Here is a 25,248-nt window from a genome sequence, read left to right as displayed (position 1 = left end):
GCCATTCTCCCGATGCCGCCGCCGCCCGCCCCGACCGGGTACGGCCGACAACCCGGAGGTCAGCGTTCCAGGATCGCCGTCACGCCCTGGCCGCCGGCCGCGCAGATCGAGATGAGTCCCCGGCCGCTGCCCTTCTCGGCGAGGAGCTTGGCCAGGGTGGCCACGATCCGGCCGCCGGTGGCCGCGAACGGGTGCCCGGCGGCCAGCGAGGAGCCGTGCACGTTGAGCTTGTCGGTGTCGATGGTGCCGAGCGGGGCGTCCAGACCGAGCCGGTCCTTGCAGAACTCCGGCGACTCCCACGCGGCCAGGGTGGCCAGCACCTGCGAGGCGAACGCCTCGTGGATCTCGTAGTAGTCGAAGTCCTGGAGGGTGAGCCCGGCCCGGGCCAGCATCCGGGGCACCGCGTACGCGGGGGCCATCAGCAGGCCCTCGTCGCCGTGCACGAAGTCCACCGCCGCCGTCTCCGACCAGGTGAACCAGGCCAGCACCGGCAGTTGGTGTGCGGCTGCCCACTCCTCGCTGGCCAGCAGCACGGTGGAGGCGCCGTCGGTGAGCGGCGAGGAGTTGCCGGCGGTCATGGTGGCCCGCTCGGCGTCCGGGCCCTTGGCGCCGAAGACCGGCCGCAGCGTGCCGAGCTTCTCCAGCGTGGTGTCGGCGCGGAGGTTTCCGTCGCGGGTGAGCCCCAGGTAGGGGGTCATCAGGTCGTCGAAGAACCCCTTGTCGTACGCGGCGGCGAGCCGCTGGTGCGAGCGCAGCGCCAGCTCGTCCTGGGCCTGCCGGTCGATGTTCCAGCGCAGCGCGGTCTGCGCGGCGTGCTCGCCCATGGAGAGCCCGGTACGCGGCTCGGCGTTGCGGGGGACCTCCGGCTGGAACGGCTGGGCCGGGCGCAGCTTGGCGGCGATCCGCAGCCGCTCGCCCAGCGTCCGGGCCGAGTTGAGCCGGAGCAGCGTGCGCCGCATGTCCTCGTTGACGGCGAGCGGGGCGTCGGAGGTGGTGTCGACACCGCCGGCGATGCCGACGTCGAGCTGACCGAGGGCGATCTTGTTGGCGACCAGGATCGCGGCCTCCAGGCCGGTGCCGCAGGCCTGCTGGATGTCGTACGCCGGGGTGCGCGGGTCGAGCTTCGAACCGAGCACCACCTCGCGGGTCAGGTTGAAGTCCTTGGCGTGTTTGAGCACGGCTCCGGCGACCACCTCGCCGACGCGCTGCCCGGCCAGGCCGAAGCGGGCGACCAGCCCGTCCAGGGCGGCGCCGAGCATGTCACTGTTCGAGGCGCTGGCGTACCGCGAGTTCGAGCGGGCGAAGGGGATCCGGTTGCCGCCGATGACCGCGACCCGTCGAACCTTCTGCACGATCCGCCTCCTCAGGAGTGTTGCCGTACCTTACCCGCCAGTAGGCTACGCCTATGACCGACAGGTACGCGAGTTTTGTCCAGTCGAGCGCCGGTCGAGCGCTGGTCAAGCGCCTCGGACTACCCGATCCGCCACGACTTCGCCGACATGCGCCGGGTGAGCCGATCCTCCCCGGGCCGGTCCTGCTCGGCACCTCCACCGGGGGCCGGCTCGCCGAGCCGGTCGGCAGGATCCTGACCGGCGCCGGGCTCGCCCTGCGCGATCCGGCCACCGCCGCACCGGACCCCACCTCCGGCCGTACGCCGACCAGCTCCGCCCTGGTCTACGACGCCACCGGCATCACCGACTCGACCGGGCTGCGGCAACTGCACGACTTCTTCCACCCGCAGGCCCGGGCGGTGCAGCCCAGCGGCCGGGTGATCGTGTTGGGCACCCCGCCCGCCGAGTGCGACACGCCGCGTGAGGCGACCGCCCAGCGGGCCCTGGAGGGGCTGACCCGCAGCATCGGCAAGGATTTCGGCCGGGGCATCACCGCCCAACTGGTCCACGTCACGCGGCAGGCCGACGAGAGCACCTGGACCAGCCTGGACGCGACCCTGCGGTTCCTGCTCTCCGGCCGCTCGGCGTACGTGTCGGGGCAGGTGATCCGGGTCGGTGCCGGCCGGGCGAGCGCACCGGTGGACTGGGACCGCCCGCTGGACGGGCAGGTGGTGCTGGTCACCGGCGCGGCCCGGGGCATCGGCGCGGCACTGGCCCGGGTGCTGGCCCGGGACGGGGCGACGGTGGTGGCGCTGGACGTGCCGGCCGCCGGGGACGCGCTGGCCGGCGTCGCCAACGAGATCGGCGGCAGCGCCGTACAGCTCGACCTGACCGCCGCCGACGCGCCGGCCCGGCTCGCCGACCACCTGGCCGAACGACACGGCCGGGTGGACGTGGTGGTGCACAACGCCGGCATCACCCGCGACAAGACCCTGGGCCGGATGGACGCCGACCGCTGGGACCAGGTCATCGACGTCAACCTGTCCAGCCAGGAACGCATCAACGACGTGCTGCTGGACCGGGTGATCCCGGACGGCGGGCGGATCGTCGGCGTCTCCTCGATCGCCGGGATCGCCGGCAACCGGGGCCAGACCAACTACGCCACCAGCAAGGCCGGTGTTATCGGGCTGGTCGACGCACTGGCCCCGGCACTGCGTGACCGGGGGATCAGCGTGAACGCCGTCGCGCCCGGCTTCATCGAGACCCGGCTCACCGCCCGTGTCCCGCTGGTGTTGCGTGAAGCGGGCCGCCGGATGAACAGCCTCTCCCAGGGTGGGCTGCCGGTGGACGTCGCGGAGACCATCGGCTGGCTGGCCTGGCCCGCCTCGGGCGCGGTCAGCGGCAACGTGGTCCGGGTGTGCGGCCAGAGCCTGCTGGGGGCGTGATGGCCACGCAACGGGAGCGGGTGACCCTGTCCGCACTGCCGGCGGCCGGGCCGTTGTACCGGCAGGCCCTGCTGAGCGCGGTGCCGGGGCGCGGCGGGCGGCGGACGGACGAGGTGCCGGCGGTGGAGTTGGCCGTCGACCGGGTGGCCGTGGATCCGGACCGGTTGGCCGACTACGACCGGGTGTGCGGTTTCCGGCTCGCCGACCGGTTGCCGGCGACCTTCCCGCACGTGGTGGGCTTCCCGCTGGCGCTGCGCCTGATCAGCGCACCGGACTTCCCGATCCCGTTGACCGGGGTGGTGCACGTGGCGAACCGGATCACCGTGCACCGCCCGGTCACCGTGGCCGACCGGCTGGACTTCACCACGTGGGCGGAGCACCTGCGCCCGCACGACCGGGGGCGCCAGGTCGACGTGGTCCTCGTCGGGTCGGTCGACGGCGAGGAGGTGTGGCGCGGCGTCTCGACGTACCTGGGCCTGCAGCGCACTTCGGGTGGCGGCGAACGGCGCGACCCGGGTGACCGTCCCGCGCCGCCGGCCGCGTCCGCGCGGTGGCGGGTCGAGCCCCGGGTGGGTACGGACTACGCGCGGGTCTCCGGCGATCACAACCCGATCCACACCTCGCGGCTGGGCGCGAAGCTGTTCGGCTTCCCCCGGCCGATCGCGCACGGGATGTGGAGCAAGGCCCGCTGCCTGGCGGCGGTGGAGAACCGGCTGCCCGAGGCGTACACGGTCGACGTGGCGTTCAAGCTGCCGGTGCCGTTGCCGAGCACGGTGGCGTTCAGCGCCACGGCGGCCCTGGCCGGGTGGGACGTCGCGCTGCACGACCAGCGAGGTCGACCGCATCTGGTGGGCACGATTCGCTGAGGTGAGGGTCGGGCACTTGCCCGGCCCTCCTTTTCGCGCTAAGTTGTTCTCACATAGAGATGTTCTCAGAGTGAGAGTGATTGAGCGTGAACGAGCAGGACTTCCTCGCCTCCTACGACCCACGGGCCTACCCGGCCGTGGCGGTCACCGCCGACGTGGTCGCGCTGACCATCCGGGACGACGCGCTGCACCTGCTGCTGATCCGCCGCGCCGAGCCGCCGTACGCCGGACACTGGGCGCTGCCCGGCGGCTTCGTCCGCCCGGACGAGGACCCGGCCACCGCCGCCCGGCGGGAGCTGGCCGAGGAGACCGGGCTCGGCGGGGAGCGGCTGCGTCGCGTCCACATGGAGCAGCTCGCGAGCTACGGCGCGCCCGAGCGCGACCCGCGGATGCGGGTCGTCTCCATCGCCCACCTCGCCTTCGCCCCCGACCTGCCGGACGCCACCGCCGGCACCGACGCCGACGAGGCCGGCTGGGTGCCGGTCGCCGAGCTGCCCGGCCGGGAACTCGCCTTCGACCACCGCCGGATCGTCGACGACGGGCTGGAGCGGGCCCGCTCCAAGCTGGAGTACACGCCGCTGGCCACCCGCTTCCTCGCGCCCGAGTTCACCATCGGCGAGCTGCGCACCGTCTACGAGACGGTCTGGGGCCACCCGCTGCACGCCGGCAACTTCCACCGCAAGGTGCTCTCCGTGCCCGGCTTCGTGGAGAGCACCGGCGCCAACACCGAACGCGGCGGCAGCCGGGGCGGCCCGCGTGCCCGCCTCTACCGGGCCGGCGACGCCCGGCTGCTGCACCCGGCGCTGCTGCGGCCCGCCCGGGAGGAGACGGTGCGATGAGGACCGACGAGGCGATCCGCCTGGTCACCGCTGCCCGCGACGACCACGACCTGTTCGGCGCCGACGCACCGGAACGCCGCTACCGGGAACTGGTCACCGCCCTGCACCCCGACCGGCTGGACCGGACCGCCCCGGGCGTACGCGCCGAGGCCACCGAGGCGTTCGTCCGGGTCACCACCCGCTGGCGCGCCCGCCGGGTCACCGTCCTGCGCGGCTACCACTGCGGCGCACCGGCGTACTCGGGTGACCTCGCCGACCTCTACGACGTCGGCGGGGACCGGCTGCTCAAACTGCCCCGCGAGGTCGGCGACAACGACCTGATGATCCGTGAGCAGCGCGCGTTGCGCCGACTCGCCGACCACGGCGACCCCCGCTGGCTGCCGTACGTGCCCCGGCTGGTCGACACGTTCGCGCACCGGGACCCCGCCACCGGGGCGGAACGCCAGGTCACCGTCCTCGCCACCGCACCCGGCCTGCGCAGCCTGGTCGACGTGCGGCAGGCGTACCCGGACGGGTTGGACGCCCGCGACGTGGCCTGGATGTGGCGACGGCTGCTGGTGGCGCTCGGCCTGGCCCACCGGGCCGGCGTCGTGCACGGCGCGGTGCTGCCGCCCCACGTGCTGATCGAGCCGGACGCGCACGGCGTGGTGCTGGTCGACTGGTGCTTCGCCACCGAGCCCGGCGGCGTCGTGCCCGCGCTGGTCCCGGACCACCAGGAGTGGTACCCGGCCGAGGTCACCGGGCGTCGCCCCTGCGGGCCGGGCACCGACATCGACATGGCCACCCGGTGCATGACCTGGCTGATGGGGCACCGGGCCCCGCACGAGCTGCTCGCCTTCGCGGCGGGCTGCCGACAGCGATCGCTGTCGGGCCGCCCCGACGACGCCTGGCGACTGCTCGGCGAACTCGACGAGGTGCTGCACCGGCTCTACGGGCCGCGCACCTTCCGACCCTTCACCCTCACCCCCTAAGGAGGCTGCCATGGGCAGCGGAATGTGGTCCACCGACGTGTACACCGCCGCCGACCGGTACCGCCGGGCCACCGGCAAGAGCGCGTTCTCGTACAGCGACAGCGGAGCCAAGGTGGTGCACCCGCAACTGGACCCCCGTGGCGCGACGCGGGAGAGCCGTGACTCGGCCGAGCACCCGCGGTCGACCCCGGTCACGGTGCTGTTCGACGTGACCGGCTCGATGGGGCACGTGCCCCGCACCCTCCAGGCCAAGCTGCCGCAACTGCTGGGACTGCTGCTGCGCCAGGGGTACGCCCGCGACCCGCAGATCATGTTCGGCGCGATCGGCGACGCCACCTGCGACCGGGTGCCGTTGCAGATCGGCCAGTTCGAGTCCGACAACCGGATGGACGAGGACCTCGGGCGGATCGTGCTGGAGGGCGGCGGTGGCGGCCAGATGATGGAGTCCTACGAACTGGCGCTCTACTACATGGCCCGACGGACGGTCACCGACAGCTGGGAGAAGCGGGGCCGACGCGGCTACCTCTTCATCATCGGCGACGAGCTGGCGTACCCGTCGGTCAAGGCCGCCGAGGTGGCCCGCCTGATCGGCGACGACCCGCGCGAGGACGTGCCGGTGCGGCAGATCGTCGACGAGGTGACCCGCCGCTGGGACACGTACTACCTGCTCCCGGCCGGCAGCCACTACTCGGGCAACCGCAAGGTGCTCGACTTCTGGCGCGGCCTGCTCGGCCAGAACGCCCTGGAGCTGGACGACCTCGACGCGGTCTGCGAGACGATCGCGCTCACCGTCGGCCTCGGCGAGCAGGCCATCGACCTCGACACCGGCCTGCGGGACCTGGACCGGACCGGCTCGACGGCCACCCGCACGGTGTCGAAGGCGCTGGCCCGGCTGAACGGCGCGCGCCGCGCCGAGGTGGCCGAGCTGCCGGCCACCCGCACCACCGGCGGCGGGGTCGTCCGGCTGTGAACGAGCCGATGACCGTCACGCGCCCGGGTGTCCCGGCACCCGGGCGCGGCCCGGCAGGCGGGTTGGCCAGCGGGCCGGCGGATGGTCCGGCGGGCCGGTTCACCGGGGGCTCGGCCGGCGGGCCGGGTCCGGAGCACGCGATCGTGGTCGACCTCGGGTACGGCGACGCCGGCAAGGGCACGGTCGTGGACTGGCTCTGCGCCACCCGGCCGGTGCACACCGTGGTCCGGTTCAACGGGGGTGCGCAGGCGGCGCACAACGTCGTCCGGCCCGACGGCCGACACCACACCTTCGCGCAGTTCGGTGCCGGCACCTTCCACCCCGGCGTACGCACCCACCTGTCCCGGCACGTCGTGGTGGACCCGCTGGCGCTCGCCGCCGAGGCCGACCACCTCGCCGCCGTCGGGGTGCCCGACGCGTTCGACCGGTTGACCGTGGACGGGGCGGCGCTGCTGGCCACCCCGTACCACCGGGCCGCCAACCGGGCCCGGGAGACAGCCCGGGGAGCCGACCGGCACGGTTCCTGCGGGCAGGGGGTGGGCGAGACTGTCGCGTACGGGCTCGCCCACCCCGACGAGGCACCCCGGGTCGCCGACTGCCGCGACCCGGAGGTGCTGCGCCGACGGTTGACCGCACTCCGGGACCGGCTCACCGCCGAACTCGGGCCGCTGGATGCCCCACCGGTCGCGGACTGCCTGCCGGCGTACCGGGCCTTCGCCGAACGGGTGGCGATCGTCGACGGCTCCTGGCTGGCCGGGGCGCTACGGGCCGGGCCGTGCGTGTTCGAGGGCGCCCAGGGGGTGCTGCTGGACGAGTGGCACGGCTTCCACCCGTACACCACGTGGAGCACCACCACCTTCGCCAACGCCGAGACTCTGCTGGCCGAGGCCGGGCAGGGCGGATCGGCGCTGCGGATCGGGGTGCTGCGGACCGTCACCACCCGGCACGGTCCAGGACCGCTGGTCACCGAGGACCCGTCGCTGCCGCTGACCGACCCGCACAACGCGACGAACCCCTGGCAGGGCCGCTTCCGGTTCGGTCACTTCGACGCCGTCGCGCACGCGTACGCCCTGGCGGTCGCGGGCGGGGTGGACGGCCTGGCGCTGACCCACCTGGATCTCACCGAACGTGATCTCGACCTGCGCATCTGCCGCCGCTACGACGGCCTGGACCGGCTGCTCCCGGGCCCGGCCGGCGACCTCGACCGGCAGGCCGCGCTCACCGCCCGCCTGCTGCGGGCACGCCCGCTCTACGACGCCGGTCCGGCAAACTGGCCCGAGATGATCGGCGAGGCGCTCGGCGCTCCGGTGCTCCTCACCTCGCACGGACCCACCTCTGCCGAGAAGCACGTTCGTAAGGAAGGGCACCTTATTAACGCCTGGTGTAGAGGAAGGGCCCCTTCCTAACAGTCCGTGCCCTGAGCATGGAGACATGGAGGCCGCGCTCGACCTGCTCCGACAGACACTCACCTCACCCTGGGTGTACCTGCTGATCTTCGGGCTCACCGCCGTCGACGCGTTCTTCCCGCTGGTGCCCTCCGAGGCGGCGGTCATCAGCGTCACCGTGCTCGCCACCGGCGGAGAGCCGAACCTGGCGCTGATCGTCGTGGCGGCCACGCTCGGCGCGACCGTCGGAGACCACATCTCGTACGGGATCGGACGCGGAGGTGGGTCGCGCCGGCTCGACCACTCACCGGTGGACAGCCGGCGCCGGGCCGGTTCGGAATGGGCCAGGCGGGCGGTCGACCGGCGCGGCGGCGTCATCCTCATCGCCGCCCGTTACGTCCCGGGCGGGCGGACGGCGGTCACCCTGGCCATGGGCGCCGTCCGTTACCCGCTGCGCCGGTTCTTCCTCTTCGACCTGATCGGCTGCGCCTCGTGGGCGGTGTACTGCGTCCTGCTCGGCATCTTCGGCGGACTCGCCTTCGAACAGCACCCGCTGCACGGCATCCTGGCCGGCATCGGGCTCTCGGTCTCGGTGACGCTGCTGGTGGAGCTGATCCGCTGGCTCCGGCACCGGGCGCACCGGCGGGCGGCGAGCGGTGCGGACGGCGGCTGTTAACAGGGGACCCCGCTACTACCGCAGGCGTTAATAAGGTGCCCTTCCTTACACCTCGGGCGGGTGCCAGCTCACGCCGCGCAGGAGTTGCCCGGCCCCCAGCCAGGCGGCGTTCATCATCCGGGTCGCGGTCTTCTCCGGGTCGGCGTCAGGGTGGTCCGCGAGCCAGTCACCCAGCGACTCAGTCGCCCCGACCAGGGCGTACGCGACTACTTCCAACTCGGTCTCGGCAGCGGTACGTCCCTCGGCCCGCAGCGCGTGGTCCAGCATCCCGGCGACCACCTCGACCATCCTGGCCCGCATCTGGGCCAGTTCCCGGGCGAACGGCTGCTCGGCGCGGGCCTGCCGGTAGAGCACCGACCAACCGTCCCGGTGTGCGCCGACGAAGCCGAAGAACGCCCGCAGGCCACGCCAGAGTCGTTCGTCGGCGGGCAGGTCGGGGACGGCCGCCCCGGCGATGGCCTCCATCATCCGGGTGCCCTCGCGGTGCAGGCAGGCGACGAAGAGTTCTTCCTTGGTGCCGAGGTACGCGTAGACCATGGGCTTGGAGATGCCGGCGTCCTCGGCGATCTCGTCCATGCTGGCGCCGTGGTAGCCGCGCCGGGAGAAGACCCGCACGGCGGCGTCGAGCATCTGCTGCTCGCGTACGGCCCGGGGGAGGCGCTTGAAGGCGGGTGTCGCGGACACCTTGCGAGCATACCTACTGGTGCGTAGGGTTACGCCTGAGTAACCACTGTTCGAGAGGTGCGTTCCATGACTGACTTCGACCCGGCCAACTTCGCCAACATGGGCCCGAAGGAGTTCGCCCAGCTCGTCAAGAGCACCCCGGATAGCAAGCTCGCCGAGATCATGTCGGGCGACCTGCGCGGAAAGATCCTCGGCGAGGTCTTCCGGCGACTGCCGCAGATCTTCCGCGCGGACCGGGCCGGTTCCACCAACGCGGTGATCCACTGGAACATCACCGGCGCCCCCGACGGCGGCACCGACACGTACGAGGTGGTCATCGCCGACGGCACCTGCACGGTCAACGAGACCCCGCAGCACGAGCCGCGACTGGCCCTGACGCTGGGCCCGGTCGAGTTCCTGAAGATCGTCTCGGGTGGCGCCAACCCGGTCATGATGTTCATGACCGGCAAGCTCAAGGCAAAGGGTGACCTGGGGCTGGCCGCCAACATCGCCAACCTCTTCGACATCCCCAAGGCCTGAGATGGTCGAATTCTCGCTCGACCTGAACGAGGAACAGCGGGATCTGCGCGACTGGGTGCACGGCTTCGCCAGCGAGGTCGTGCGCCCGGCCGCCGCCGAGTGGGACGCCCGGGAGGAGACTCCCTGGCCGATCATCGGCGAGGCGGCCAAGGTCGGCCTCTACGGCTTCGAGTTCCTCGCCACCTGCTGGGCCGACCCCACCGGGCTCTCGCTGCCGATCGCCAGCGAGGAGCTGTTCTGGGGAGACGCCGGCATCGGGCTGAGCATCTTCGGCACCTCGCTCGCGGTCGCCGCGATCTATGGCAGCGGCACACCCGACCAGCTCGTCGAGTGGGTGCCGCAGTGCTTCGGTGACGTCGACTCGCCGGCGGTCGCCGCGTTCTGTTCCTCCGAGCCGGAAGCCGGTTCGGACGTCTCCGCGATGCGGACCCGGGCCGAGTACGACGAGGCGACCGACGAGTGGGTGCTGCGCGGCCAGAAGGCGTACGCCACCAACGGTGGGATCGCCGCCGTGCACGTGGTGACCGCCTCGGTCGACCCCGAGCTGGGCTCGCGAGGTCAGGCCGCGTTCGTCGTACCGCCCGGCACCGCCGGCCTCTCCGCCACCCGCAAGCTGCGCAAACTCGGCCTACGGGCATCTCACACAGCGGATGTCTTCCTCGACGACGTGCGGGTGCCCGGCCGGTGCCTGCTCGGCGGCCGGGAGTCGCTGGAGGAGCGGCTGGCCCGGGCCCGGTCCGGGCAACGCGCCTCCGGCCAGGCCGCGATGCGGACGTTCGAGCTGTCCCGACCCACCGTCGGCGCCCAGGCGCTCGGCGTGGCGCGGGCCGCCTACGAGTACGCCCTGGACTACGCCCGGGAACGGGTCCAGTTCGGCCGCCCGATCATCACCAACCAGGCGGTCGCCTTCGCGCTCGCCGACATGAAGACCGAGATCGACGCCGCCCGGCTGCTGGTCTGGCGGGCCTCCTGGATGGGCCGGAACAACCGGCCGTTCACGGCGGGCGAGGGGTCGATGTCCAAGCTCAAGGCCGGCGAGGTGGCGGTAGCGGTCACCGAGAAGGCGGTCCAGTTGCTCGGCGGGGCCGGCTTCCTCCGTGACCACCCGGTCGAGCGGTGGTACCGCGACGCCAAGATCTACACCATCTTCGAGGGCACCTCCGAGATCCAGCGCCTGGTCATCTCCCGGGCGATCTCCGGGATGCAGATCCGCTGACGTCCGGCCGTCCGACACGGACGGCACCCGGCCGGTGCTCCGTACGTGAGCGCCGGCCGGTTCGACGTGGGCGAACCACCCCGCCAGCAGGCAAGATCGGAAGGGTGGGCATCGGGCTGCGGAAGGAGAACTCCGGGCATGGGACTGCCGTTCGTCGTCACCACGTTGACCCGGCGGGGCCTGCTCACTCCGGGCCGGCCGATCCGGGTGGCCGCCCAACTCCACGCGCTGCGTACCTGGGGTTGGAGTCTTGCCGGTGAACTACGTCAGGCGGCGGCCCGCGATCCGGACCGGATCGCGATCGTCGACGAGCACGGCACCGAACTGACCTACGCCGACCTGCTCGACCGCTCGATGCGGCTGGCTCGCGCGTTGCGCGCCGGTGTCGGTGTGCAGGCCGGCGACCGGGTCGCCGTGCTCTGCCGCAACCATGCCGGACTCGTCGAGTCGATCGTCGCCGCCACCCTGCTCGGCGCGGACGCCGTACTGGTCAACACCGGTCTCTCCGCCGCGCAGTTGGCCACCGTGGCGCAGGAGCAACGCATCCGGGTGCTGGTGCACGACGACGAGTTCACCGAGCGCACCCTCGGGCTCCCCGCCGACCTGCACCGCCTCGACGAACGGGCCCGCGAGGACCTGATCGTCACCGCTCTCGCCGGTGAGCTGCACCCACCCGACCGTGACGGCCGGATCATCGTGCTCACCTCCGGCACCACCGGGACGCCCAAGGGCGCCCGCCGGCCCATCCCCAACGGTTTCGGTCCGTTGGTGTCCATCATCGACCGCATCCCGATGCACGTTCGGGACCGCGTCCTCATCGCCGCGCCGGTCTTCCACACCTGGGGGTACGCCGCCCTCCAGGTCTGCTTCGCGTTGCGGGCCACGATCGTGCTGCACCGACGGTTCGACCCGGCCACCACCCTGGACGCCCTGGTCCGGCACCGCTGCCAGGCCCTGTTCGCGGTGCCGGTGATGCTGCAACGGTTGATGGAGGTGCCGGCGCCGGATCCCCGTCCGCCGCTCTCCGTGGTGGCCGTCAGCGGATCGGCGCTGCCCGGCGGTCTCCCGGCAGCCTTCATGGACACCTACGGCGACGTGCTCTACAACCTGTACGGCTCGACAGAGGCGTCCTGGGCCTCCATCGCCACCCCCGTCGACCTGCGTACCGCGCCCACCACCGCCGGACGGCCACCGCACGGGACCCGGCTCGCGATCGTCGACGACGACGGCGAGCCGGTGCCCAGCGGCCGGGTCGGCCGGATCCTGGTCGGCAACGACATGCTCTTCGAGGGCTACACCTCGGGCGCCGACCGGGAACGCCACGACGGCCTGCTGGACACCGGCGACCTGGGCCGGATCAACGCCGACGGACTGCTCTTCGTCGACGGCCGAGCCGACGACATGATCGTCTCTGGTGGGGAGAACGTCTTCCCGGCCGAGGTGGAACAACTCCTCGCCCACCTCCCACAGGTACGCGAGGCCGCCGTCATCGGTGTCCGCGACGCGGAGTACGGCCAGCGGCTCACCGCGTTCCTCGCGCTGCACCCCGGCGAGACGCTCGACGCCGAGGCGGTCCGCGAGTACGTGCGACACTACCTCGCCCGGTTCTCCGTCCCCCGCGACGTCGTCTTCGTCAAGTACCTGCCCCGCAACGCCACCGGCAAGGTGCTCACCCGGGAACTACGCCGCTACTACGGCTGACCGCTCCCGCAGCGTCAGCTGGCCAAACGGCCGGCATCGAGCAACTTTGGCACCTTAAGTTCGATAGGTCTGAATGTTCATGGGATTCTCATTCGTCTTGTCCCGTTGACCACATCCCATCGCCCTCTGTCTAATTGGCGACAGCGATGAGTCCGTCCACAGTTGACTACGGGGGAGGAACGACGAATGGCATCCACGAGCCGTGACGAGGAGGCCGACCAGGGCGAGAGGGCACGGGAACATCTGCATCCTGTGCACGCCACCTATCTCACCACTGCGATGGCGCTCCTGACCGTGCTGCTGTTGGCGGTTCTCGGCGGTTGCAGCAAGACCGACGGTACGGCCATCGCCGGGATCGCGGCGGTAGGAACGATCATGACGGCCGCGTTCGGCGTCGCCGCCGTGTATGCCCGCCGACCGTCCGGCCCCCGGTCCGGCAGCCGTCGTGACGACACGCCGGGGCGATGACCGGCAGCACCCCGCCTGGACGGATGGCAGAACACGTGTATCCGAGATGCTGGATGTAAGGAGGGGTCCCCTGCTAACGCCTACGGCATAGCAGGGGACCCCTCCTTACACGACAGCTCAGCGTTCGCTGACACGACCTATCGCGGCGGCGACTCCGCTGACCCGGTCGGCGAGCAGGCCGAGCGCGCCCACCGCGCGGTCGACCGGATCGTCGCCACCCCCGCCCAGTGCCTTCGAGCGCTGGAAGGCGTCCTTCACCTCGACCCACCGGGCGGCCTGTTCCGGGGTGAGCCGGCCACGCAGCTCGGCGAGCTTGAGCAGGTTCGCCTCCGCACCCGCCGCGAGTGTCTGCGCCTCGCCCAGGTAGTGGTCGTCGATCACCGCCTCCAGCTCCTCGTCGGTGAGCACCGGCACGATCCGCTCGGCGAGCTTGTTCATGTTCCGGTAGGAGCCCTGGAGCTGGAACTGCGGCTCGGTGCGGGCGTCGTCGGACTGGGCGGCCGAGGCGATGTACGCCTGGTTGTTGGCCAGCACCACCTGCTGCACCCGCAGCATCTTGCGCAGCACCGACACCATTTGTTCCAGCTCCACCGGCTGGTACGGGTGGGAGAGCTGGTCGGCACGGACCGAGTCGTCCCCGCGTGCCATCCGGACCAGCAGCTCCAGGTCGCCCCGGTCCCGCCCGGAGAGCGGTGCCAGCACCGGGTTGGCGGTGAGCGCGTTCTCGATGTAGCTGAGCGCGAACGCCTCCTCCCGCCCGGAGAGCACGTCACCGAGGTTCCACACGTCGGCCCGGTTGGCGAGCATGTCCGGGATCCGGAACCGCTTCCCCGACTCGGTGTACGGGTTACCGGCCATGCAGACCGCGAACCGCTTGCCGCGCAGGTCGTACGTGCGGGTGCGGCCCTCCCAGACACCCTCCATCCGGCGCTGCCCGTCACAGAGCGAGATGAACTTCTGCAACAGCTCCGGGTTGGTGTGCTGGATGTCGTCCAGGTAGAGCAGCACGTTGTTGCCCAGCTCCAGGGCGAAGGAGATCTTCTCGACCTCCTGCCGGGCGGTGGCGTCGGGCGCCTCGGCCGGGTCCAGCGAGGTGACCTTGGTGCCCAGGGCCGGCCCGTTGACCTTGACGAAGACCAGTCCGAGTCGGCTGGCGACGTACTCCATCAGGGTCGTCTTGCCGTACCCGGGCGGTGAGATCAGCAGCAGCAGGCCGGACTGGTCGACCCGCTTGCCGTCGCCGGTGGCACCGAGCTGCCGGGCCAGGTTGTCGCCGATCAGCGGCAGGTACACCTCGTCGAGCAGCCGGTTGCGGACGAAGGCGTTCATCACCTTCGGCCGGTACTCCTCCAGCCGCAGGCGGTCCCGCTCGGCGTCCACCAGGGCGTTGCGTCGCCGCTGGTAGTCCCGGTACGCGGGGACCAGGTCGGTGCGGAACGTCCGGGTCCGGGCCAGCATCTCGTCCAGCCGTACGTCGAGCGTGGAGCCGTCGATGCGGGGGTGCGCGCCGAGCAGCCCGCCGACCGTCTCGGTCATCGTCGCCGTGCTGTCCTGCCGGGCCGGCTCCGCACCGCACAGCTCGACGGCGACCGCCTCCGGCAGGTCGTACCCGGACAGGTTGCCGTCGTCGGTGGCCAGGAACGCGGTCAGCCACGCCTCCACCAGCTGGTGACGGCCGGCGAGGTCGTCACCGAGGGCACGCAGGTCGTCGTCGAACTCGCGGGACGACCGCGACTGCGGGCCGCCGAGTGCCCGGCGGAACCGGTCCAGCAGGGCCCGCGCCCCGCCACCGGTGACGAACCGCACCGGCGGTGAGGACAGTTCCTCGAACAGGTACTCGCCGGCCACCGCCGTCCCAGCGGGCGGCACCGGGAGTCCGGCGGACCGCAGGAACGTCTCGGCCGCCTCGGCGAGCTGCGCGCCGAGCCGGTCGGCGGCGTCCTCCCCCTCGGGACGGCCGAACCGCTGCCGGGCGCGGGCCAGCGAGGCGGCCCGGGCGGTCCAGGCGGACCGGGTCGGTTCGTCGGTGCCGTACCGCCAGAACAACTGCGCGGCGGCCCGGTCGGCCGGCGGGTAACGCAGCAGCCCGGCACCGGCGTGCAGGCGCAGCAGCATCCGCAGGATCTCGGCGGCGTCGTGGTCGTGCACGCCGCGCTCGTACCCCTCGTCGTAACGGGTCTCGGCGATCCGCCGCACCAGGTCCCGCAGCCCGTTCGCGTCCACCGCCGCGGTGTGCAGCGCGTCCAGGGTGAGCCCGTCACGACCCGCCTCGGCGGCGGCCAGGATCGCCGTGGCCAGGTACTCGGCCCGGTACACCTGCGCCGACTCGGAGACCAGCAGCTGGTCCCAGAACCGCCGGGTCTGCTGGAACTCCTCGTCGCGCACCGGTGCGCGGTAGTCGGTGCCGGTCACCGCCACCACCATGCGGCCCTCGGCCGGCACCACCGCCACGTCCACCGGTTGCGTGTTCACCGCGAAGCGGTGCCGGCCCAGCCGGATCGTCTCGCCACCGTCGGCGTACAGGTCGAGGCGGTCGCGCAGACCGCGACCGGACTCCTGGCGAGCGGCCCGGATCCGGCCGTCCAACTCCTCGGCCCGCACCGCGTCGCCGAGGGTACGCAGTTCCTCCACCACCGAGCGGAGCTTGCCCACCATCGGGTCGGCCGCGAAGTAGGTGTTGATCTCGTCCAGTGAGCCGAGCGTGCCGGCCCGCCGCTGCACGCTGACCAGGATCCGCTCGGCCGACCCGACCAGCCGGTCGGCCCGCCGGGACCGCTCGTCCAGCAAGGCCTGCTTGCGCGCCGAGAACGCCTCGTAGATGTCGGTACGCCGGGTCGACAGCTCGGTGAGGAAGTCGTCGAACTCGCCGAACCGGGACTCCAGCTCCTCCACGCGCAGCAGCAGCCGGCCGAGTTGCTCGTCGCAGCGTTCGGCGGTGTCCGCCGCCGCCAGCGCCCCGGTCACCGCCTGCCCGAGCAGGGCGAACTCGGCGGCGAAACCGGCCCGGCCCTCCACCGCGGCCAGTTCCTGGCGTCGCTTGTCGAGCACTGCCCGGGCCCGGTTGACCGCGCCCAGCACCTCACCGACCCGGCCCAGGATGCCGGTCCGTACGGTCGCGTCGGCGATGTCCAGCCCACCGACGACGTCGGTGATGGTCTGCAGGCCGTCGGTACGGGCGGCCAGCTCGTCGCGGACGGTGCCGGCCTCGGCCACGGTGCCGATCTCGGCGGCCCGCGCGGCGAGTCGATCCACCTCCTGCTGGTAGCCGGTGAACGCCTCGTCACGGCGGAGGAACTCGACCGCGCGTCGACCGGCGACCGACAGTTCCTCGTCCAGCCGGGCGGCCAGCTCGTCGATCCGGTCGTGGTCGACGTACCGCAGTTCGCGCAACGACTCCAGGTGTCCGCGCGCCCGACGCAACCCACCGAGCTGGGTGACCCAGTCGTCGGCGGTCAGCGGCGCCTCGCCCCGGGCCCGGCGGGCCAGCGAGGCGATCTGCTCGGCGCTCTCGTCCAGTTCGGCGCGGGCCTGCTCGGTGAGCGTACGGACCTTCTCGTGCTCCTCCAGCACGGAGCTGGCGGTACGCCGCAGACCGCTCAGCGGGGTGGCCAGGTCACCCAGCTCGTCCTCGCCGAGCCAGTGGAAGTGGTCGGTGATCCGGGCACAGGCCGCGATCAGCGCCTCGTACACCCCGGCGGTGGCGCTGCCCTGCACCATCCGCGCCGCCGAGAGGCAGTCCGAGATGCCGCGTACCAGGTCGGCGTTGCCGATCCGCTCCAGCGGACCGGTGCCGGCCGGCTGCGCCGCCGCGTACGCGTCGGAGACGTACGGCGTCTGCCAGATCTGCATCGGGTGGACCCGGGTCGGCTCCTCGGAGACGGCCCGGAACACCACGAGCGTGCCGTCGTCGAAGAGGGAGAAGCCGTGGCAAGGGATCGGCGCGGCCACCTCCTTGCGGATCGCGTTGTACGGCAGCAGCAGCGAGCGCCCCTCGGCCCGGGCGTGGAAGACGTAGAGCACGTCCTCACCGTTCGGCGAGCGCACCACCCGCTCGAACTCCAGGTCGGCGACCTCGGTGTCGAAGGTGCGGGTGACGCCGGTCGCCAGGTGGTACCCGCCCGGGAAGATGATGCCGTGGTCCTCGGGCAGCCGCTGGCAGGCCACCCCGATGCCGTCGAGGCGGACCACCTCCCGGGTGAGCGTGTTGAAGACCAGGTGCCGCCACTGCGTCTCCTTGTACGGCAGGATCCGCAGCAGGATCAGCGGACCCACCCGGGCCCACTGCACGTCGGCGTCGGCCAGGCTCTGCAACGGCTCGTCCACCGGCTCGCTGTAGATGCCCTCGCCGACCTCGGTGTTGTTCTCCACCTTGACGGTCAGCGTGCCGCCCACCGTCTCGACGAAGACCTCGCCGTCGATGTCGATGTGCGGGTGCCGGCCGAGGACGTGGTCCTGCCGGGTCGTCTCGATCCACTCGAAGTCGTGGCTCGGCGGGAAGACGTGGTCCCGCTCCCCCCGGCTGTCCAGGTACTCCGGGATGCCGTCCACGCCGACCTGCCAGCGCAGCACCCGGATGTCCTCGGTACGCGGCCCGGTCTGGAACACCGCCAGCAGCCGGGCGTCGACGCGGCGCAGTTGCAGCAGGCGCGCCTGCCGGTAGTAGCGGTACAGCTCGCTGAAGTCCCGGACGAACTGCGGGTGCCGCAGCAGGCCGGGCAACTCGTCCTGACCGGCCTCGTCGAACCGGAAGGCGACCTCCTCCGATTCACCCTCGCGCTGTTCGCGGGTGAATCGGTGCAGCGAGAAGACGTCGTCGACGGTCGTCTCCGGCTTCAGGCCGATGAAGACGTTGTAGCCGAACAGCATCAGCCCGCCGACCGGGACGAGGTCCCGGGGCACGCAGTTGTGCTCCGTACGGATCCGCTCGGTGCTCAGCAGCCGCAGCTCGGTGCTGCCGAAGACCTCCAGCCGGCGGGCGTTGAGCGACTCGGCCCGCCGGGCCAACTCGGCGGCCTGCCCGGCGAGGCGCTTGCGCAGCACCTCGTAGCTGCCGTCGTCCAGCCCGGGCCGGGTACCGCCGTCCGACACGACCTCGGCCGGATCGGGTCCGTCGCCGGACCGGCCCGCCGGGGCCGGCCCGGCGGCACCGGGCATACGCCCGGTGGTCGCCGGACCGGCGGTCGGCTCACTCACCGGCGGGCTGCCGCGAACCGGTGAGGGCGGCGACCGGGGTGTCCGCCACACCCAGGCGCTGCGCGGCCTTCAGCAGCTCCTGGAGCTTGCCCTTGTCGGCACCGCCGGAGCGCATCTGCTGCGCCAGGAACGCCGACAGCGTGAGGTTCTGCACGTCGGCGGTGTTCAGCGAGCCGATCATCCGGGTCAGGTCGTCGGTGAAGCTGGCTTTGCCGTCCAGCCACGGTTGGGCGAGGTTCTTCGCCACGTCCGAGTGGGCCACGAAGCTGTCCACGCTCTTGCCGAACGAGATCGAGCTGAGCAGCCGGTCGAAGAAGACACTGTCCCCACCGACGATGTCGATGTTCGCCTTCTCCAGACCGGTGGAGACCAGGGCGGCCTGTGCCTCGGCGACCTGCCGCTGGGTGTCCAGCCCGGCGAGCCGGACCTCCTTCTCCAGTTCCAGGCGCAACCGGTACTCCTCGTGCTCGCGGGTCGCGTCGTCCAGCGCGGCCATCGCGGCGGCCTTCTCGGTGAGACCCTCGGCCTCGCCCTTCAGCTTCTCGCGCACCGCGTCGGCGGCGAGCAGCGCCTTCTCCCGCTCCACCGCGACCTCGGCCCGGCCGACCTTCTCGATGGCCTCGGCACTGCGCTCCTTGACCTGCACCTCGGCCAGGCCGGCCGCTGCGGTCTCGGCCTGGACTCCCTCGGCCAGCCGGATCTTCGCCCGGGCGTCCAGTTCTGCGGCCTGCTGCCGGGCCTCGGCCAGCACCAGTTCCTCGCGGGCCTTGTACTTCGCCGCCGCCTCGGCGGCCTCCGCCGCCTTGATGTCCTTGACCAGGCTCTCCTGCGCCTCGGCCTCGGCCTGGATGACCACCGCCTGGCGGGTCCGCTCGGCCTCCTCGACCACGCGCAGCCGCTTGATGTTCTCCTCCTGCTCGGCCACGGTCTTCTCCACCGCGATCCGCTCCCGGACGACCTCGGCGATGGCCCGCTTCTCGGCCTCCACCTCCTTGTCCTTGGCGATCGTGCTCAGCTCGGTCTCCCGCTCCCGGCCGATCACCTCCAGCATGCGGTCCTTCTCGATCCGCTCGGTCTCGATGGCGATGACCCGCTCGCGGTTCTTCTCCGCGACCGCGATCTCCCGCGCCCGGTTCTCGTGCTGGACGCCCAACTGCTCGTCGGTACGGATGTTCGCCGTCTCGGCCCGCAGCCGCTCCTCGGCGCGTACCCGGGTGGTCTCGGCCTGCTCGCGGGCCCGCACGGTCTCGATCTCGCGCTGCTGCTTGGCCTCGGCGTCGGCCTGCCGCCGCTCCAGTTCGAGGATCGCCTCCTTGGCGTCCACGTTCTGGCGGGTGATCTCCTTCTCCTCGCTGCGCCGGAACTCGTTCGTCCGGACGTGCTCCTGCGTGGTCAGCTCGGTGATCTTCCGGATGCCCTGGGCGTCGAGGATGTTCTTCGGGTCGAGCTGCGACATCGGCGTCTGCTCGAGGAAGTCGATCGCCGCGTCCTCCAGGCTGTAGCCGTTGAGGTCGGTGCCGATGACCCGGATGATCTGGTCGCGGAACTCGTCACGCTTGGTGTAGAGGTCGACGAAGTCGAGCTGCTTGCCGACGGTCTTCAGCGCCTCGGAGAACTTCGCGTTGAACAGCTCCTGGAGCGTCTCCCGGTCGCTGGCCCGCGCGGTGCCGATCGCCTGCGCCACCTTGATGACGTCCTCGTTCGTCTTGTTCACCCGGACGAAGAAGGTGATCCGGATGTCGGCCCGGATGTTGTCGCGGCAGATCAGACCCTCGTTGCCGGTCCGTTCGATGTCGATCGTCTTGACCGAGATGTCCATGATCTCGGCCTTGTGCAGCACCGGCATCACCACCGCGCCGGTGAAGGTCACGTCGACCCGCCGGATCTTGGAGATGATCAGCGCCTTGCCCTGCTCGACCTTGCGGAACAGCCGACTGACCATGAACACCACGCCGAGCGCGACGAGCAGGACGACGGCGAGGAGTACACCGATTCCGGTGGTGATCACTTCCATGGTTGGGCGCGCGGACGGCGGCAGCCGGCGACGGGGCCGGGGCGGGGCGCCGCGCATCCTCCTTTCGAGGGGATACGTCAGGGGCAGCGTGGCGGGCGGGCCGGACGAAGGGGGTTCGCACCGACCGCCTCGGGCGAGGTCGGGGTGATCCGCGCGGAAGCGGACTCACCAGGGGCGATTACTCGGGGGCATGTCTCAGGGGGTCGAAGGTGGGCCCGGCGGGCATCACCCAGAAGAACTCACCCTCGGTGTCGTAGTCGTAGATCAACGCGGAAGTGCCGGCCGTCATCTTCTCGTCGCCCGGCTGCCGGACCTGCACCACGGCCGACGAGCCGTCCGCCGCCGTCACCTCGGCCTGACCGAAGTCGGCGGTGACCGTACCGGTCCGCACCACACAGAGGCGGCCGACGAAGGTGTTACGGCTGGCGTCCGAATCGGTCGGGAAGAGGCGTCCCAACGGCACCGCGACCAGCCGGGTCACCGCGTACGCGCAGAACGCGGCGGCCAGCAGCACGCCGATCGAGACCGCGATCCGGGTGCCGGCGCCGAGCCCGATGCCGTCGAGCAGCGCGGTACCGGCCAGGCTGACGAACCAGGCCACCGCGACGAGCAGGGAGAAGATGATCGCACTGGGTACGCCGCCGAGCCCGAGACCGGCGAGGAACGTACCCGGTCCGCCGTCGACGTCCAGGTCGTCGCCCAGATCCAGCACCCCGGTCAGCACCAGCAGCCAGTAGCCGACGACGACCACGAGCAGGAAGCTGAACAGCACGGTGGGGAAACTGAGTGCCGTGCCGAGAAAGCCGGTCACCTTGTCCTCCTCCCCCGCACCCGGCGGCCCGAGCAGGCCACCGGCACGATGATCGTGACACGGGATGTCAACCGCATGGTCAGGGCCGATCGGCCGGTCCACCCGGTCTGACCGGCCAAGATCAGCCCAGGTTGGCCGTCACGAGAGCGTCCACCGTCGCCGCACGGACCTGCGGCGTGTCCCCGGTCACGGAAACGAACAGGGTACGCCCGTCGGGAAGCCACGCCGACAGGTACGCCGTCGAGGTCGCCACGTCGTCCGTGGCCAGCACCTGCGCCGCAGTCGCCACGGTGACCTCGCGGGATACCCCGGGGAGCCCCAGCGCCGCCTCGAAGTCGAAGACCGCGACCACCCGGATCACCGGGCCGTCCCCCTCGTACGCCACCCGGTCGCCGGTCGGCACCGCCTGCGGACGCGCCATCCGCAGCACCGCCTCGGCGGGGTCGGCCGGCCGCAGATAGGCCGGCAGGCCACGTAGTTCGGGCACGGTGGGACTGGCGGGCGCCGCGGCCGGCGACGCTGGTGCCGGTCGACCGGCCGTCACCACGGTGAAGACCCCCAGGCCGACCACCGTGCAGAGCGCCAACGCCACGGCGACGGCCTGGACCCGGCGACGACGACGCAGGCGGGCCCGCACCGCCGGGAGCGGATCCGGACCCGGCATACCCCCGCCGGGCCCGCCGTCCCAGACCTCCCGAAGAGCATCCCGGACGTCGGTCATCGCGCCACCTCCCGATCGACTCCGGTCATGCCGTCACATCCCGATGGGCTCCGGCCTCGGGGAACGGCTCCGGTCATCGCGCGGCCTCGGGGAACGGCGCCGGTCATCGCACGACCTCCGGGAGGGCTCCGGCACGGACGGCCGGCAGTCCCGGGCGGATCGCGTCGAGCGCCCGGCGCCGCAGGGACCGGACGGCCGCCGGACGTCGCCCGACAGCCTCGGCGATCGCTGCGTCGTCGAGATCGTCGAGGTACGCCAGGACGAGCACCGCCCGTTGCACGGGTGGCAGCCCGGCCAGCAGTCGACGCAGCAGGCCACCGTCCTCGACGCGTTCGGACCCGAGGTCGGCCACGCGATCGGGCCCACTGTCGGCCACGCGATCGGGCCCACTGTCGGCCACGCGATCGGATCCGCTCTCGGCGACACGGCCGGGTTCGCTCTGGCGGCCGGACCTGCCGTCGGCGACCGGCGGAGACGCCGACGGAGTGGGCCGGAGCAGGCGGACCAGCGTCCGGAGCCGACCGGTGTGCAGCCGGATCATCTCGACTTTCGCGTACTCGACCGGGTTGCCGTCGGCGAGCACCCGATGCCACACCCCGGCCACCCGGACGTAGGTCTCCTGGAGAAGATCCTCCGCCCGGTCCGGGTCTGCGGCGACCGCACGCGCGTACCGGCGCAGCACCGGCGCGGACCGGTGGACGAACGTCTCGAACTCGTCGGCTGCCATCCCGCCTCCCTCCCTAGTGCGGTGTCCAGAAACGTTCACCGGGCCGCGCCGCGACACCGCCAACGTTCCTGGACACCGCGCTAGCCACTAATACGCTGCGGGGAGGTGATTGCGTTGCGGCCCGTCGACCACAACCGCCGACCGTTCGGTCAGCGACGTCCGGCGCGGCGGCTCGCCGGCCGAACCGGATCAGCACCATCAGGGCAGCCGGACAGCCGACCCGCCGGTCGACACCGGGCCGGTCGACACCGCCAGGGTCGGGCGAGCCATCGGACTGGGCGACACCGTCAGGGCGCAGGCGACACCGGATTGGGTGACGTCGCCGGGGCAGGGACAGGCCGCCGGACTGGCCGGGGCCGCTTCGGAGGGCTCAGGCGGGGAGCGTGATCCTGCCGTCGATCGCGGACGAAGCGATGTCGCCACGGTGGTGCGACCCGGCCAGCGTGATGCCGCGTACCAGTTCGTAGGCGGCGTCGCGCGCGGCGGCCAGGTCGGGGCCGGTGGCCGTACCGCAGAGGACCCGGCCGCCGGCGGAGAGCAGGGCACCGTCGGCGGCCCGGCGGGCGGTGCCGGCGTGGATGACGCCCGGGCGGTCCGCGCCGGTGATCACGTCACCGGTACGCGGCGGGGCCGGATAGCCCTCGGCGGCGACCACCACGGTCACCGCCGCGCCGTCGTGCCAGCGCAGCGGCGGGTGCTCGGCCAGCGTGCCGGTGGCGGCGGCGTGCAGCAGACCGGCCAGCGGCGTCTCCAGCAGGGCGAGCACCACCTGGGTCTCCGGGTCGCCGAAGCGGGCGTTGAACTCGATCACCCGGGGACCGTCGGCGGTGATCGCCAGCCCGACGTAGAGCAGGCCGGCGAAGGGCGTGCCCCGACGACGCATCTCGACCAGCGTGGGGTGCACGACGTCCCGCATCACGTCATCGACCAGGTCGGACGGCGCCCAGGGCAGCGGCGCGTACGCACCCATGCCGCCGGTGTTCGGGCCGCTGTCACCGTCACCGACCCGCTTGAAGTCCTGCGCCGGCAGCAGCGGCACGGCGGCCTCGCCGTCGGTCACCACGAACAGCGAGACCTCCGGGCCGGCCAGGTACTCCTCGACGACCACCCGACCGCACTCGGCGGCGTGCCGCAGCGCGGCGTCGCGGTCCTCGGTCACCACCACGCCCTTGCCGGCGGCGAGCCCGTCGTTCTTCACCACGTACGGCGGCCCGAACTCGTCCAGGGCAGCGGCCGTACCCGCCTCGTCGGTGCAGGTGTGGGCGCGGGCCGTGGGCACACCGGCGGCCGTCATCACGTCCTTGGCGAACGTCTTGGAGCCTTCCAGCTGCGCCGCCTCGGCCGACGGGCCGAACACCGCGATGCCCTTGGCCCGCAGCGCGTCGGCGACTCCGGCGACCAGCGGCGCCTCCGGCCCGATCACGACCAGGTCGGCGGCCACCTCGACCGCGAGTGCCGCCACGGCTTCGGGATCGGTCGCCACGACCTCCCGCAGCTCGGCAACGCCCGCGATGCCGGGATTGCCCGGTGCCGCGATCACCTGCTCAACGGTCGGATCCTCGGCGAGCCGCAGCGCAAGCGCGTGCTCCCGTCCACCACTACCCAGCAACAGAACACGCACAGCCGGCATCCTACCCACCACCCTCCTCGACCCTGTTGATCAAGAAGTTCGCGTCTCAATTCCGGCGTGTAGACGCCCAAACTTCTTGATCAACGAGGTAGGCGGGCCGGGCAGTGCGGGCGGGGCAGGGCGGGCCGCGTGAGGCTGGGGCGGCGGGGTTAGTGGGGGGTGCGGAGGGCTTGTTTGACGGTTTGCGGGATGTAGTCGGGGTGGAGGGTGTCGGACCAGGTGAAACGGAGGATGCGCCAGCCGGCGTTGACCAGACGGTTCTGTCGCATCCGGTCCGCGTAGATCGCCTGCGGTCCGTCGTGCGGCCCTCTGCCGTCCGCCTCGGCGATCAGGCGGGCCCGGCGCCAGCCCAGGTCACCGACGCCCAGGAGCCAGCCGTCCTCGTCTCGAACCTCGACCTGGAGCACGTCCGGCGGGACACCGCCGTCGACGCACCGCAGCCGGGCACGCGTCTCCAACGGTGACTGGGCCCGGCCGTCCGTCTCGGTGAGGTGCCGCCGGGCGGCGACCGCACCGCGCCGTCCGGCGATCAGAGCGGGGATCGACGCCAGGTCCGCCTCGGTGAGCAGCCGCTTGTTGAGGGCCGAGTCCAGGACGCAGACCGCCGGGTACCGGTCTGCGCGCAGGATGACGTCGGCGACGGTACGCACAGCCGTGGTGACCGGCACACCGGCCAGCACCTCGACATCCTCTGAACCCAGGGTCAACTGGTGTACGACGATTTCCGGATCCGTACGCCGCTGCGGGCGCGGGCACTGCACCGGCACCGAGACGTGGATCTCGGACGCGGCACGCAGCCCGGCGATCCCGTGCATCTCGGCGGCGGTCCCCAGCACGGCCACCGCCTCCGGCCCCAGACTGTCCACCGCCGCCCGGATCCGGGCCCGTCGTAGCGCCAACGGGTCAGGTTCGGTGGACGGCGTGAAGCGCCCCCGGGCCAGCCTGACCCAACGCCCCGACCGGACCAGGTGGCGGATCTGCCCCCGAGTGAACCCCGCCGACAGCGCCTGTTCCACCGTCACCACACCGCTTCGCGCCCCGAGTCCCGTCTCCCCCATCCCCCCACCCCACCGCCCGCAGC

Annotated in this window: 20 protein-coding genes; 11 read left to right on the top strand and 9 right to left on the bottom strand. The window is 72.1% G+C overall.

What is annotated here, in order from left to right:
* Positions 1 to 59 precede the first annotated feature (59 nt).
* Positions 60 to 1,352 carry an acetyl-CoA C-acetyltransferase gene (locus HUT12_RS01580; protein WP_131056420.1) on the bottom strand — a complete coding sequence of 431 codons (1,293 nt, stop codon included), beginning with the start codon at positions 1,350 to 1,352 and terminating at the stop codon, positions 60 to 62.
* 53 nt (positions 1,353 to 1,405) lie between these two features.
* On the opposite strand from HUT12_RS01580, the gene HUT12_RS01575 reads away from it, so the two are divergent.
* The 7 genes from HUT12_RS01575 to HUT12_RS01545 all read left to right on the top strand — a co-directional run bounded on the left by HUT12_RS01575 (position 1,406) and on the right by HUT12_RS01545 (position 8,483).
* The gene (locus HUT12_RS01575; protein ID WP_176092262.1) at positions 1,406 to 2,776 is read left to right on the top strand and encodes a 3-oxoacyl-ACP reductase; all 1,371 of its coding nucleotides are present in this window, start codon (positions 1,406 to 1,408) and stop codon (positions 2,774 to 2,776) included.
* Positions 2,776 to 3,642 carry a MaoC/PaaZ C-terminal domain-containing protein gene (locus HUT12_RS01570; protein WP_176095609.1) on the top strand — a complete coding sequence of 289 codons (867 nt, stop codon included), beginning with the start codon at positions 2,776 to 2,778 and terminating at the stop codon, positions 3,640 to 3,642. The genes HUT12_RS01575 and HUT12_RS01570 overlap by 1 nt, the downstream gene beginning before the upstream one ends.
* 80 nt (positions 3,643 to 3,722) lie before the next feature.
* Complete coding sequence (locus HUT12_RS01565) at positions 3,723 to 4,481, top strand: NUDIX domain-containing protein (protein WP_176092261.1); 759 nt, start codon at positions 3,723 to 3,725, stop codon at positions 4,479 to 4,481.
* Positions 4,478 to 5,452, top strand: coding sequence for a serine/threonine protein kinase (locus HUT12_RS01560; protein ID WP_176092260.1), 975 nt, complete (start codon positions 4,478 to 4,480; stop codon positions 5,450 to 5,452). The genes HUT12_RS01565 and HUT12_RS01560 overlap by 4 nt, the downstream gene beginning before the upstream one ends.
* 10 nt (positions 5,453 to 5,462) lie before the next feature.
* Positions 5,463 to 6,422 carry a hypothetical protein gene (locus HUT12_RS01555; RefSeq protein WP_131057759.1) on the top strand — a complete coding sequence of 320 codons (960 nt, stop codon included), beginning with the start codon at positions 5,463 to 5,465 and terminating at the stop codon, positions 6,420 to 6,422.
* A gap of 140 nt (positions 6,423 to 6,562) precedes the next feature.
* Positions 6,563 to 7,828: an adenylosuccinate synthetase gene (locus HUT12_RS01550; RefSeq protein ID WP_254877015.1), complete on the top strand. Its 1,266-nt coding sequence runs from the start codon at positions 6,563 to 6,565 to the stop codon at positions 7,826 to 7,828.
* Positions 7,829 to 7,853: 25 nt separating this feature from the next.
* Positions 7,854 to 8,483, top strand: a complete 630-nt coding sequence (locus tag HUT12_RS01545) for a DedA family protein (protein WP_131054697.1) — start codon at positions 7,854 to 7,856, stop codon at positions 8,481 to 8,483.
* A 45-nt stretch (positions 8,484 to 8,528) separates the two neighbouring features.
* Here the strand turns inward: HUT12_RS01545 and HUT12_RS01540 are convergent, their stop codons facing one another.
* Complete coding sequence (locus HUT12_RS01540) at positions 8,529 to 9,167, bottom strand: TetR/AcrR family transcriptional regulator (RefSeq protein WP_176092258.1); 639 nt, start codon at positions 9,165 to 9,167, stop codon at positions 8,529 to 8,531.
* A 66-nt stretch (positions 9,168 to 9,233) separates the two neighbouring features.
* Here HUT12_RS01540 and HUT12_RS01535 point away from each other — a divergent pair, with 66 nt between their 5' ends.
* From HUT12_RS01535 to HUT12_RS01520, 4 genes are all read left to right on the top strand, one after another.
* On the top strand, positions 9,234 to 9,686 hold the full coding sequence (locus HUT12_RS01535; RefSeq protein ID WP_131054696.1) for an SCP2 sterol-binding domain-containing protein: 453 nt from the start codon (positions 9,234 to 9,236) through the stop codon (positions 9,684 to 9,686).
* A gap of 1 nt (position 9,687) precedes the next feature.
* Positions 9,688 to 10,902: an acyl-CoA dehydrogenase family protein gene (locus HUT12_RS01530; RefSeq protein ID WP_176092257.1), complete on the top strand. Its 1,215-nt coding sequence runs from the start codon at positions 9,688 to 9,690 to the stop codon at positions 10,900 to 10,902.
* Between the two features lie 138 nt (positions 10,903 to 11,040).
* The gene (locus HUT12_RS01525) at positions 11,041 to 12,603 is read left to right on the top strand and encodes an AMP-binding protein (RefSeq protein WP_131054694.1); all 1,563 of its coding nucleotides are present in this window, start codon (positions 11,041 to 11,043) and stop codon (positions 12,601 to 12,603) included.
* A gap of 186 nt (positions 12,604 to 12,789) precedes the next feature.
* Positions 12,790 to 13,071, top strand: coding sequence for a hypothetical protein (locus tag HUT12_RS01520; protein ID WP_131054693.1), 282 nt, complete (start codon positions 12,790 to 12,792; stop codon positions 13,069 to 13,071).
* Positions 13,072 to 13,188: 117 nt separating this feature from the next.
* Here HUT12_RS01520 and HUT12_RS01515 read toward each other — a convergent pair whose 3' ends face one another.
* The 7 genes from HUT12_RS01515 to HUT12_RS01485 form a co-directional block, all read right to left on the bottom strand.
* Complete coding sequence (locus HUT12_RS01515; protein WP_254876691.1) at positions 13,189 to 18,264, bottom strand: DNA repair ATPase; 5,076 nt, start codon at positions 18,262 to 18,264, stop codon at positions 13,189 to 13,191.
* Complete coding sequence (locus tag HUT12_RS01510; protein WP_176092256.1) at positions 18,257 to 20,278, bottom strand: flotillin family protein; 2,022 nt, start codon at positions 20,276 to 20,278, stop codon at positions 18,257 to 18,259. The genes HUT12_RS01515 and HUT12_RS01510 overlap by 8 nt, the downstream gene beginning before the upstream one ends.
* Positions 20,279 to 20,456: 178 nt before the next feature.
* Entirely contained in the window at positions 20,457 to 21,089 is a 633-nt protein-coding gene (locus HUT12_RS01505) for an OB-fold-containig protein (RefSeq protein ID WP_176092255.1), read from the bottom strand.
* A 121-nt stretch (positions 21,090 to 21,210) separates the two neighbouring features.
* Entirely contained in the window at positions 21,211 to 21,810 is a 600-nt protein-coding gene (locus tag HUT12_RS01500; RefSeq protein ID WP_176092254.1) for a hypothetical protein, read from the bottom strand.
* 103 nt (positions 21,811 to 21,913) lie between these two features.
* Entirely contained in the window at positions 21,914 to 22,537 is a 624-nt protein-coding gene (locus HUT12_RS01495) for a sigma factor-like helix-turn-helix DNA-binding protein (protein ID WP_176092253.1), read from the bottom strand.
* A 370-nt stretch (positions 22,538 to 22,907) separates the two neighbouring features.
* Positions 22,908 to 24,158: a phosphoribosylamine--glycine ligase gene (gene purD / locus HUT12_RS01490; protein ID WP_176092252.1), complete on the bottom strand. Its 1,251-nt coding sequence runs from the start codon at positions 24,156 to 24,158 to the stop codon at positions 22,908 to 22,910.
* A gap of 158 nt (positions 24,159 to 24,316) precedes the next feature.
* Positions 24,317 to 25,225 carry a type IV toxin-antitoxin system AbiEi family antitoxin domain-containing protein gene (locus tag HUT12_RS01485; RefSeq protein ID WP_176092251.1) on the bottom strand — a complete coding sequence of 303 codons (909 nt, stop codon included), beginning with the start codon at positions 25,223 to 25,225 and terminating at the stop codon, positions 24,317 to 24,319.
* Positions 25,226 to 25,248 lie beyond the last annotated feature (23 nt).

It is taken from the genome of Verrucosispora sp. NA02020 (assembly GCF_013364215.1).
Lineage (GTDB): Bacteria > Actinomycetota > Actinomycetes > Mycobacteriales > Micromonosporaceae > Micromonospora.
This window is presented reverse-complemented; position numbering and strand designations above follow the sequence as displayed.

Coding starts and splice junctions, on each gene's coding strand:
- HUT12_RS01575 (WP_176092262.1), top strand. CDS start 1,406: ATGACCGACAGGTACGCGAGTTTTGTCCAGTCGAGCGCCGGTCGAGCG.
- HUT12_RS01570 (WP_176095609.1), top strand. CDS start 2,776: ATGGCCACGCAACGGGAGCGGGTGACCCTGTCCGCACTGCCGGCGGCC.
- HUT12_RS01560 (WP_176092260.1), top strand. CDS start 4,478: ATGAGGACCGACGAGGCGATCCGCCTGGTCACCGCTGCCCGCGACGAC.
- HUT12_RS01555 (WP_131057759.1), top strand. CDS start 5,463: ATGGGCAGCGGAATGTGGTCCACCGACGTGTACACCGCCGCCGACCGG.
- HUT12_RS01545 (WP_131054697.1), top strand. CDS start 7,854: ATGGAGGCCGCGCTCGACCTGCTCCGACAGACACTCACCTCACCCTGG.
- HUT12_RS01535 (WP_131054696.1), top strand. CDS start 9,234: ATGACTGACTTCGACCCGGCCAACTTCGCCAACATGGGCCCGAAGGAG.
- HUT12_RS01530 (WP_176092257.1), top strand. CDS start 9,688: ATGGTCGAATTCTCGCTCGACCTGAACGAGGAACAGCGGGATCTGCGC.
- HUT12_RS01525 (WP_131054694.1), top strand. CDS start 11,041: ATGGGACTGCCGTTCGTCGTCACCACGTTGACCCGGCGGGGCCTGCTC.
- HUT12_RS01520 (WP_131054693.1), top strand. CDS start 12,790: ATGGCATCCACGAGCCGTGACGAGGAGGCCGACCAGGGCGAGAGGGCA.
- HUT12_RS01510 (WP_176092256.1), bottom strand. CDS start 20,278: ATGGAAGTGATCACCACCGGAATCGGTGTACTCCTCGCCGTCGTCCTG.
- HUT12_RS01500 (WP_176092254.1), bottom strand. CDS start 21,810: ATGACCGACGTCCGGGATGCTCTTCGGGAGGTCTGGGACGGCGGGCCC.
- HUT12_RS01495 (WP_176092253.1), bottom strand. CDS start 22,537: ATGGCAGCCGACGAGTTCGAGACGTTCGTCCACCGGTCCGCGCCGGTG.
- HUT12_RS01485 (WP_176092251.1), bottom strand. CDS start 25,225: ATGGGGGAGACGGGACTCGGGGCGCGAAGCGGTGTGGTGACGGTGGAA.